The organism is Vibrio sp. R10-SG3-ISO3 (assembly GCF_059834225.1).
Window position 1 is genome coordinate 157564 of record NZ_JCBDHE010000039.1, and the last position, 8275, is coordinate 165838.

The window sequence follows — 8275 nt, forward strand, 5'->3', positions numbered from 1 at the left end:
AAATCAAACGCAATAAAAAACCCGCTTTGTCAGCGGGTTTTTGTTTATCGGTTCGCTAGTCTATTAGCGATTAATGATGCTGTTGAGTGTTGCGCTTGGTCGCATTAGCGTCGCGGCCTTTTCAAGTACTGGTGCGTAGTAGCCACCCAGATCGCCCGTGACACCTTGAGCGCCATTGAGCTCAGCGATAATCGCCTCTTCGTTGTCTTGCAACGACTTCGCAATCGGCGCAAACTCCGCCGCAAGCTCAGCATCAGCGGTCTGCTCTGCTAACGCTTTTGCCCAGTAGCTCGCTAGGTAGTAATGGCTGCCACGGTTATCAAGCTCGCCAACTCGGCGAGACGGTGACTTGTTGTTGTCAAGAAACTCACCGGTCGCCTTATCAAGGGCATCGGCCAGCACTTGCGCTTTAGCATTGCCTGTCACGACGCTGAGGTGTTCCAGTGACGCTGCTAATGCCAAAAACTCACCTAATGAATCCCAACGCAAATGGTTCTCTTTTTCCACCTGTTGAACGTGCTTCGGCGCGCTGCCGCCCGCCCCTGTTTCAAACAGACCACCGCCGTTCATTAGCGGTACGATAGACAACATTTTGGCTGAAGTTCCCAACTCAAGAATTGGGAACAAGTCCGTCAAGTAGTCACGCAGCACGTTACCTGTCACAGAGATGGTATCAAGACCTTCTTTAATGCGCTCTAGCGAGTATTTGCACGCCTCAAGTGGTGCAAGGATCTTGATCTCTAGACCAGAGGTGTCGTGCTCAGGTAAGTACGCGTTCACTTTTTTGATCAGCTGAGCATCATGAGCACGATTTTCATCCAACCAGAATACCGCAGGGACGCCGGTTGCGCGTGCACGTGTCACCGCAAGTTTGACCCAGTCTTGAATCGGTGCATCTTTCACTTGGCACATACGGAAGATGTCACCCGCTTCCACCGATTGCTCAAGCAGCACCTGGCCGTTGCTGTCAACAACACGGACAGCACCATCGGCGTCGAGAATAAAGGTCTTATCGTGTGAGCCGTACTCTTCAGCTTTCTGCGCCATCAAACCCACGTTAGGCACGCTACCCATAGTGGTTGGATCAAACGCGCCGTGCTCTTTACAGAAATCAATCACCGCTTGGTAGATACCCGCGTAGCTGCGATCTGGAATCATCGCTTTGGTGTCTTTCTGTTTGCCATCAGGGCCCCACATTTGACCGGATGCACGAAGCATGGCCGGCATCGAGGCATCAACGATGATGTCACTTGGCACGTGAAGGTTGGTGATACCGCGATCAGAATCGACCATAGCTAATGGTGGTTGAGTTTCATACACAGCTTGAAGCGCGGCTTCAATCTCGGCTTTTTGATCTTGCGGCAAGGCTTCAATCTTGCTGTACACATCGCCGATACCATTTTTGACATCAACGCCGAGTTTCTCAAACAGCTCACCATACTTAGCAAACACGTCTTTGTAGTAGACTTTCACGGCATGACCGAAAATCACTGGGTCAGAGACTTTCATCATGGTCGCTTTCATGTGCAGTGATAGCAGCACATCTTTTTGCTTCGCGTCTGCAATCTCTTGCTCAAAGTACGCCACGAGTGCGTTTTTGTTCATCACCGCGCAATCAATGATCTCTTTATCTTGCAGGGCGAACGGCGCTTTCAGTTGTTTTGTGCTGCCGTCTTTCGCGACAAATTCGATGGTCACTTTGGTCGCATGCTCGACCGTCACCGACTTCTCGCTACCGAAGAAATCTTTGTCATCCATACTAGAGACATGAGACTTCGACTCTTTTGACCACGCGCCCATTGAATGTGGGTTTTTCTTTGCGTAGTTCTTGACTGAAAGCGGCGCACGGCGGTCAGAGTTACCTTCACGTAGCACCGGGTTCACTGCACTGCCTTTGATCTTGTCGTAGGTCGCTTTGATCGCTTCCTCTTCGTATGTACTTGGCTCTTCAGGGTAGTTCGGCAGGTTGTAGCCTTTGGCTTGCAGCTCTTTAATTGCGGCTTTTAACTGTGGGATAGACGCCGAAATGTTCGGCAGTTTAATGATGTTGGCGTCAGGTGTTTTCGCCAACTCGCCCAATTCAGCAAGCGCATCACCGATACGCTGTTCTGGCGTCAGGTGCTCAGGGAAGCTCGCGATGATACGACCGGCGAGTGAAATATCGCGTGTGTCTACGTCAATGCCTGAGGAGGCAGTGAAAGACTGGATAATTGGCAGTAGTGAGTAGGTCGCTAGCGCTGGCGCTTCATCGGTGATCGTGTAAATAATTGTAGGCTTTTCTGTAGGCATGAAATTTCCCTATTTGTTCTGACAAACCCATTGGATGCATGGGCTTTTGTGGTCTGTCCGCGACAAGTAGATAATACCAACACGAATGTGGTTGCCTTGGTATCGTCATCCCCTCACTTGTTGCGATTTAGATGTCTCTTTTTTGTTTGGCCATCGCCGTTGAAACTTTGTGTTTCGCTGACTCGGCGTCCATGAGAACGTAATCGTTATAATTAAACAAAATCGGCAAAATAGTCTATTATCTTGTGCGCCAATCCTGATTCGAGGCGCGCACATCATAGCGTAATTCGAGATAGATCGAAACTTTCGCCCACACTTCGTTTACATTTTTGCAAGGTAGTTAACATGTCACCACGCTCAAGACGCGAGTCTCAGCCCGCTTCACCACGCAACGGTCAAACACGTTTAAAACGACCGTTTGGCGCGCTTGATGCCAAGCGCAGCTCGTCTAAACATCGCAGAAAAAAGCCAAGTCAAAAAGCGAAGATCGCGCCATCAGAACGTAAGGTGATCGTCTTCAATAAACCCTATGACACCTTGAGCCAGTTCACCGATGGGGAGGGAAGAAAAACCCTAGCCGACTACATCGATGTTAAAGATGTGTACGCCGCTGGAAGACTCGATCGTGACAGTGAAGGGCTGATGGTGCTGACGAATGACGGCATCTTGCAAGCCAAACTGACCTCGCCCAAATCGAAAGCCCCTAAAACCTATTGGGTACAAGTAGAAGGTGAGCCGAACGACGCGGATCTCGATAAGCTTCGCCAAGGGGTTGAATTAAAAGATGGCATGACACTGCCGGCCACCATCGAACGCATGGACGCGCCTGATATTTGGGAGCGCAACCCGCCGGTGCGTTTTCGCGCCTCGATTCCAACGACTTGGCTCGCCATCACCATCATCGAAGGTCGTAATCGCCAAGTCAGACGCATGACCGCGCACATCGGCTTCCCGACCCTTAGGCTTGTGCGCTACTCGATGGGTGACATCACCTTAGGCGATTTGCAGCCAGGCGAGTGGCAAACCGTCGACTTGTAACTGCCCTTGTTATAAATGATTCTTCGTTACCCTCTCAGAGTAACTTAGGATAAAAAAATACCGCTCTATTGAGCGGTATTTTTTTGGTTTCGTCACCCGTAAAGGGATTACTCTTTATCTTTCGCTGCGGTCACTGCAATCGCTAGCTCTTCAAGCGCGGCAGGGTTAGCAAGGCTAGGTGCGTCGGTCAATAGACAAGCCGCTGCCGTCGTTTTCGGGAACGCAATCACATCACGGATGTTCTCGGTACCACACAACAGCATCACAAGACGGTCGAGACCAAATGCAAGACCAGCGTGCGGCGGCGTACCAAATTTCAGTGCGTCCAATAGGAAGCCAAACTTCAGACGTTGCTCATCCGCATCGATACCAAGAATATCGAATACCGCCGCTTGCATCTCCGCGTTGTGGATACGAACAGAACCACCGCCCACTTCGTAGCCGTTGAGTACCATGTCGTAGGCGTTAGAGTTCGCCGCTGCAGGGTTCGCTTTTAGCTCTTCTGCTGTCACACCGAGAGGCGATGTGAATGGGTGGTGCATCGCGTGCAAGTTGCCTTCGTCGTCTTCTTCGAACATTGGGAAGTCAACAACCCATAGAGGCGCCCAAGTGCCTTCTTTTGTCAGCTCAAGGTCTTTACCCAGTTTCAGACGCAGTGCACCCAGTGCTTCAGCCACGATGCTCGCTTTATCTGCGCCGAACAAAATAATGTCGCCAGATTCCGCTTGCGTGCGCTCAAGGATGCCATTGATCACCTCTTCGCTGAGGAATTTAGCCACAGGAGATTGGATACCTTCCATGCCCGCTGCGCGATCGTTGACCTTCATCCATGCCAAACCTTTCGCACCGTAGATACCAACAAACTCGCCGTAGCCGTCAATTTGCTTACGAGTGAGTGACGCACCGCCCGGTACACGAATCACAGCAACGCGGCCTTTTTCGTCATTGGCTGGACCAGAGAAGACTTTGAACTCAACGTCTTTCACTAGGTCAGCAACATCAACAAGCTCTAGTGGGTTACGTAGGTCAGGCTTGTCAGAGCCAAAACGGCGAATCGCTTCGCTAAATGGCATGACAGGGAACTCACCGAGGTCAACGTTCAGTAGCTCTAGCCACATGTCGCGAACCATTTTCTCTGTGGTTGCACGCACTTCGTCAGCGGTCATGAATGAGGTTTCGATATCGATCTGAGTGAATTCAGGTTGACGGTCAGCACGTAAGTCTTCATCACGGAAACACTTAACGATTTGGTAGTAACGGTCAAAACCCGACATCATCAGCAGCTGTTTAAATAGCTGTGGAGACTGAGGAAGCGCGTAGAAGCTGCCTTTGTGAACACGGCTTGGTACTAGGTAATCACGCGCACCTTCTGGTGTCGCTTTGGTCAGTACAGGTGTTTCGATGTCTAGGAAGCCGTTGTCGTCTAGGAAACGGCGAACAAAGCTAGACGCTTTCGCACGCAGCTTGATGCGGTCGCTCATTTCAGGGCGACGCAGGTCTAGGTAACGGTATTTTAGACGTTGTTCTTCCGAGTTCTTTTGGTTGAAGTCTAGAGGCAGAACGTCGCTGCGGTTGATGATCTCAAGACCTTTCGCAAGGACCTCAACCTCACCGGTGGCCATGTCTTTGTTGACTTGGCTTTCTGGACGAACACGCACTTCACCCGTTAGCTTGATACAGAATTCACTACGAAGGGTATTCGCCACTTCGTACGCGTCCGCCATGTCTGGATCCACCACTACCTGTACGATACCTTCGCGATCTCGCATATCGATAAAAATAAGACCGCCTAAATCACGGCGACGGTTTACCCAGCCGCACAGTTCTACAGTTTGTCCTGCTAGGGACTTGTTCAGGTGACCACAGTAATGGGTACGCATAATGAAATTCCCAATCTCTCTAGTAATAAGTTGATGACGCCCTAGCTGACTGCCGCCAGAGCAAAGGTCCATTTATACGCTGAAAGTCATTTTAAATCGACTGTTGCAGCGACAATTTATTGCGTTTTATCGTGCTTTGATGATTTTTACACCAACAAATGGCCAAAAAAGCCGATTTCGCCGTCAAATTGACCCGATTATAACGCCAGATTACCTTTTTCTTCAAAACTCTCGTAGAGTAGAGGCATCCGATGCGTATTGAGGGGAATATGGACAAGTTACCGCTAAGATTAGGCTTGACGATGTGGTCAAACAACCACTGGCAGCAGGCGTTTTATGGTAGTGGCACGCAGGCCTCACAACGCCTTGAAAAGTATGCTGACGTGTTCCATACCGTTGAAGGTAACACCACGTTTTACGCCACGCCAACGCCATCGACCGTGAGCAACTGGAAAGCCGCCACGCACGATGATTTTCGCTTTACCTTTAAGCTTCCCAGAGCCATCACCCACCAGCATCAGTTGCAAGGCTGCCAAGCACTGCTCGCCGACTTTATGCGCATTATGGCGCCACTGATACCGCGCATTGGGCAATGGACTATTCAACTCCCCGCTGCCTTTGGACCGGAACACTTTTCACAGTTGACGACCTTCTGCGCCATGCTGCCACCGGACTTTCCCATCGGTGTTGAAGTGCGCCACCCCGCCTTTTTCGCCAAAGGTGACGCCGAAAAGCGACTCAATCAGTGGCTGCTGGAGCGCAATTACGATCGCATCATTATGGACAGTCGCCCTGTTTTTTCGACTCAGCCAGACAGGCGCTCCCCCTTTTTTGCTGCCCTAATTGATGCCCAAGAGAAGAAACCGCGCGTTCCCGTGCACGCCATTGCCACCGGAGCGCATCCTATGGTGCGTTTTATTGGCCATCCTGATGAACCACTCAATGACGCTTTTTTTACTCCTTGGCTCGATAAATTGCCGCAGTGGATAGGTGAAGGAAAGCAGCCTTACCTGATGATCCATACCGCCGACAACCTGATTGCGCCCGAGCTAGCCGCGAAGCTCTATCGACGTTTGCAACAGCAGGTGTCATTGCCCGATTTAGCGCCATTTCCGAGCCAAGGCGACCACGCGCAAATATCAATGTTTTAAGTCACATGACAAGCGCGCAAAGATCTCATAAAATACGCGCCTTTTTTGACATCTGACGATGGCATGCTTGACTGTTTGCATCGGCCGTAGCGAGAGTGTGTGATGAACCCTAAGAGCAACCCAGATACCATTTTTTCGGCGCCAATCGACAAAATTGGTGACTTCACGTTTGATGAACGTGTCGCAGAAGTGTTCCCTGACATGATCCAGCGCTCGGTACCAGGCTACAGCAACATCATTTCAGCGATTGGCATGTTGGCCGAGCGCTTCGTTAAGCCTCACTCCAACATTTACGATTTGGGTTGTTCATTGGGTGCCGCGACCCTCTCTATGCGTCGCCACATCCAGCAAGAAGGCTGCAAGATTGTCGCTGTCGATAACTCGCAAGCCATGGTTGAGCGATGCAAACTGCACGTCAACGCCTATCGCAGCGATACGCCTGTTGAGGTGGTTGAAGCCGATATTCGACACATCGACATCGACAACGCGTCTGTGGTGGTCTTGAACTTCACGCTGCAATTTCTCTCACCACAAGACCGCTACAGTTTGCTAGAGAAGATTTACGCGGGTTTAAGACCTGGCGGTATTCTCATTTTGTCCGAGAAATTTGTCTTTGATGATGTCGGCGCCAACGAGCTATTAATTGATTTGCACCATGACTTTAAACGCGCCAATGGCTATAGCGAACTCGAGATCAGCCAAAAGCGCAGCGCAATTGAAAACGTCATGCGTCCTGATTCCATCAAAGCGCATAAAGAGCGCTTTGCCAAGATTGGCTTTAGTAGTTTTGACGTTTGGTTTCAGTGTTTTAACTTTGGTTCTATGTTCGCGATTAAGTAGTCATCACGATCAGATGGTGTCCATCAACGAATAGTGTTGTACGACACCCATCTCCACATTTGCACGCGCCGAGTCCCTAGAGGCCGCGAGCAACCATAAATATCTAGGGGCATGCCTGTATCAACGAGGACCTTGTTTTCATGTTTAATTTTGCCGATTTCTATCAACTCATCGCTCAAGACACGCGTCTGCAACCTTGGCTGAATGTTCTGCCACAGCAGTTGACCGATTGGCAAAATGCCGAACACGGTGATTTTGGCCGCTGGTTAAAAGCACTGAACAAGATCCCAGAAGGCGCGCCAGATCAAGTCGATATTAAACATTCGGTGACGTTGAGCAATGACACGCCATTCCATGAGGGCGAGTTAAAGAAACTCGAAAACTTACTGCGTACCTTCCACCCTTGGCGTAAAGGGCCGTACACCGTACACGGTATCCATATTGATACTGAGTGGCGCAGCGACTGGAAGTGGGATCGTGTCCTCCCTCATATCTCTCCACTGAAAAATCGCAGTGTGCTGGATGTCGGTTGTGGCAATGGCTATCACATGTGGCGCATGCTGGGCGAAGGCGCGCGTCTTACGGTCGGCATCGACCCATCACACCTGTTTTTGATCCAGTTTGAAGCGATTCGCAAACTGATGGGCGGTGATCAGCGAGCCCATCTTCTGCCTCTGGGTATAGAACAACTGCCAAAACTGGAAGCCTTTGATACCGTCTTTAGCATGGGTGTGCTCTACCATCGCCGCTCGCCGCTTGATCACTTGATCCAACTTAAAGATCAATTGGTGGCAGGCGGAGAGCTGGTGCTCGAAACTCTGGTTATCGAAGGCGATGAAACATCCGTGTTGGTGCCGACATCGCGCTACGCACAGATGCGAAATGTGTACTTCTTCCCTTCCGCCAAAGCGCTCAAAGTCTGGCTGGAACTGGTTGGCTTTGAGCAAGTGCGTATTGTGGATGAAAACGTCACAACCACCGGTGAACAGCGCACCACCGATTGGATGACGCATAACTCATTGCCAGACTATTTAGACCCAAGCGATCCGAGCAAAACCGTGGAAGGCTATCCGGCGC

General features: G+C 50.6%; 6 protein-coding genes. 4 read left to right on the forward strand and 2 right to left on the reverse strand.

What is annotated here, in order from left to right; genetic code table 11:
* Positions 1-63: 63 nt before the first annotated feature.
* Positions 64-2289, reverse strand: coding sequence for an NADP-dependent isocitrate dehydrogenase (locus AC6R1A_RS09790; RefSeq protein WP_500634142.1), 2226 nt, complete (start codon positions 2287-2289; stop codon positions 64-66).
* A gap of 345 nt (positions 2290-2634) precedes the next feature.
* Here AC6R1A_RS09790 and AC6R1A_RS09795 point away from each other — a divergent pair, with 345 nt between their 5' ends.
* Positions 2635-3327 carry a pseudouridine synthase gene (locus AC6R1A_RS09795; RefSeq protein WP_500634143.1) on the forward strand — a complete coding sequence of 231 codons (693 nt, stop codon included), beginning with the start codon at positions 2635-2637 and terminating at the stop codon, positions 3325-3327.
* A 107-nt stretch (positions 3328-3434) separates the two neighbouring features.
* Here the strand turns inward: AC6R1A_RS09795 and aspS are convergent, their stop codons facing one another.
* Positions 3435-5207 carry an aspartate--tRNA ligase gene (gene aspS / locus AC6R1A_RS09800; protein ID WP_500634144.1) on the reverse strand — a complete coding sequence of 591 codons (1773 nt, stop codon included), beginning with the start codon at positions 5205-5207 and terminating at the stop codon, positions 3435-3437.
* A 269-nt stretch (positions 5208-5476) separates the two neighbouring features.
* On the opposite strand from aspS, the gene AC6R1A_RS09805 reads away from it, so the two are divergent.
* The 3 genes from AC6R1A_RS09805 to cmoB form a co-directional block, all read left to right on the forward strand.
* Positions 5477-6358, forward strand: coding sequence for a DUF72 domain-containing protein (locus AC6R1A_RS09805; RefSeq protein WP_500634145.1), 882 nt, complete (start codon positions 5477-5479; stop codon positions 6356-6358).
* A gap of 102 nt (positions 6359-6460) precedes the next feature.
* On the forward strand, positions 6461-7198 hold the full coding sequence (gene cmoA / locus AC6R1A_RS09810; protein ID WP_487902693.1) for a carboxy-S-adenosyl-L-methionine synthase CmoA: 738 nt from the start codon (positions 6461-6463) through the stop codon (positions 7196-7198).
* Positions 7199-7338: 140 nt separating this feature from the next.
* The coding region (gene cmoB, locus AC6R1A_RS09815) for a tRNA 5-methoxyuridine(34)/uridine 5-oxyacetic acid(34) synthase CmoB (RefSeq protein WP_500646176.1) at positions 7339-8275 on the forward strand (937 nt) is incomplete at its 3' end.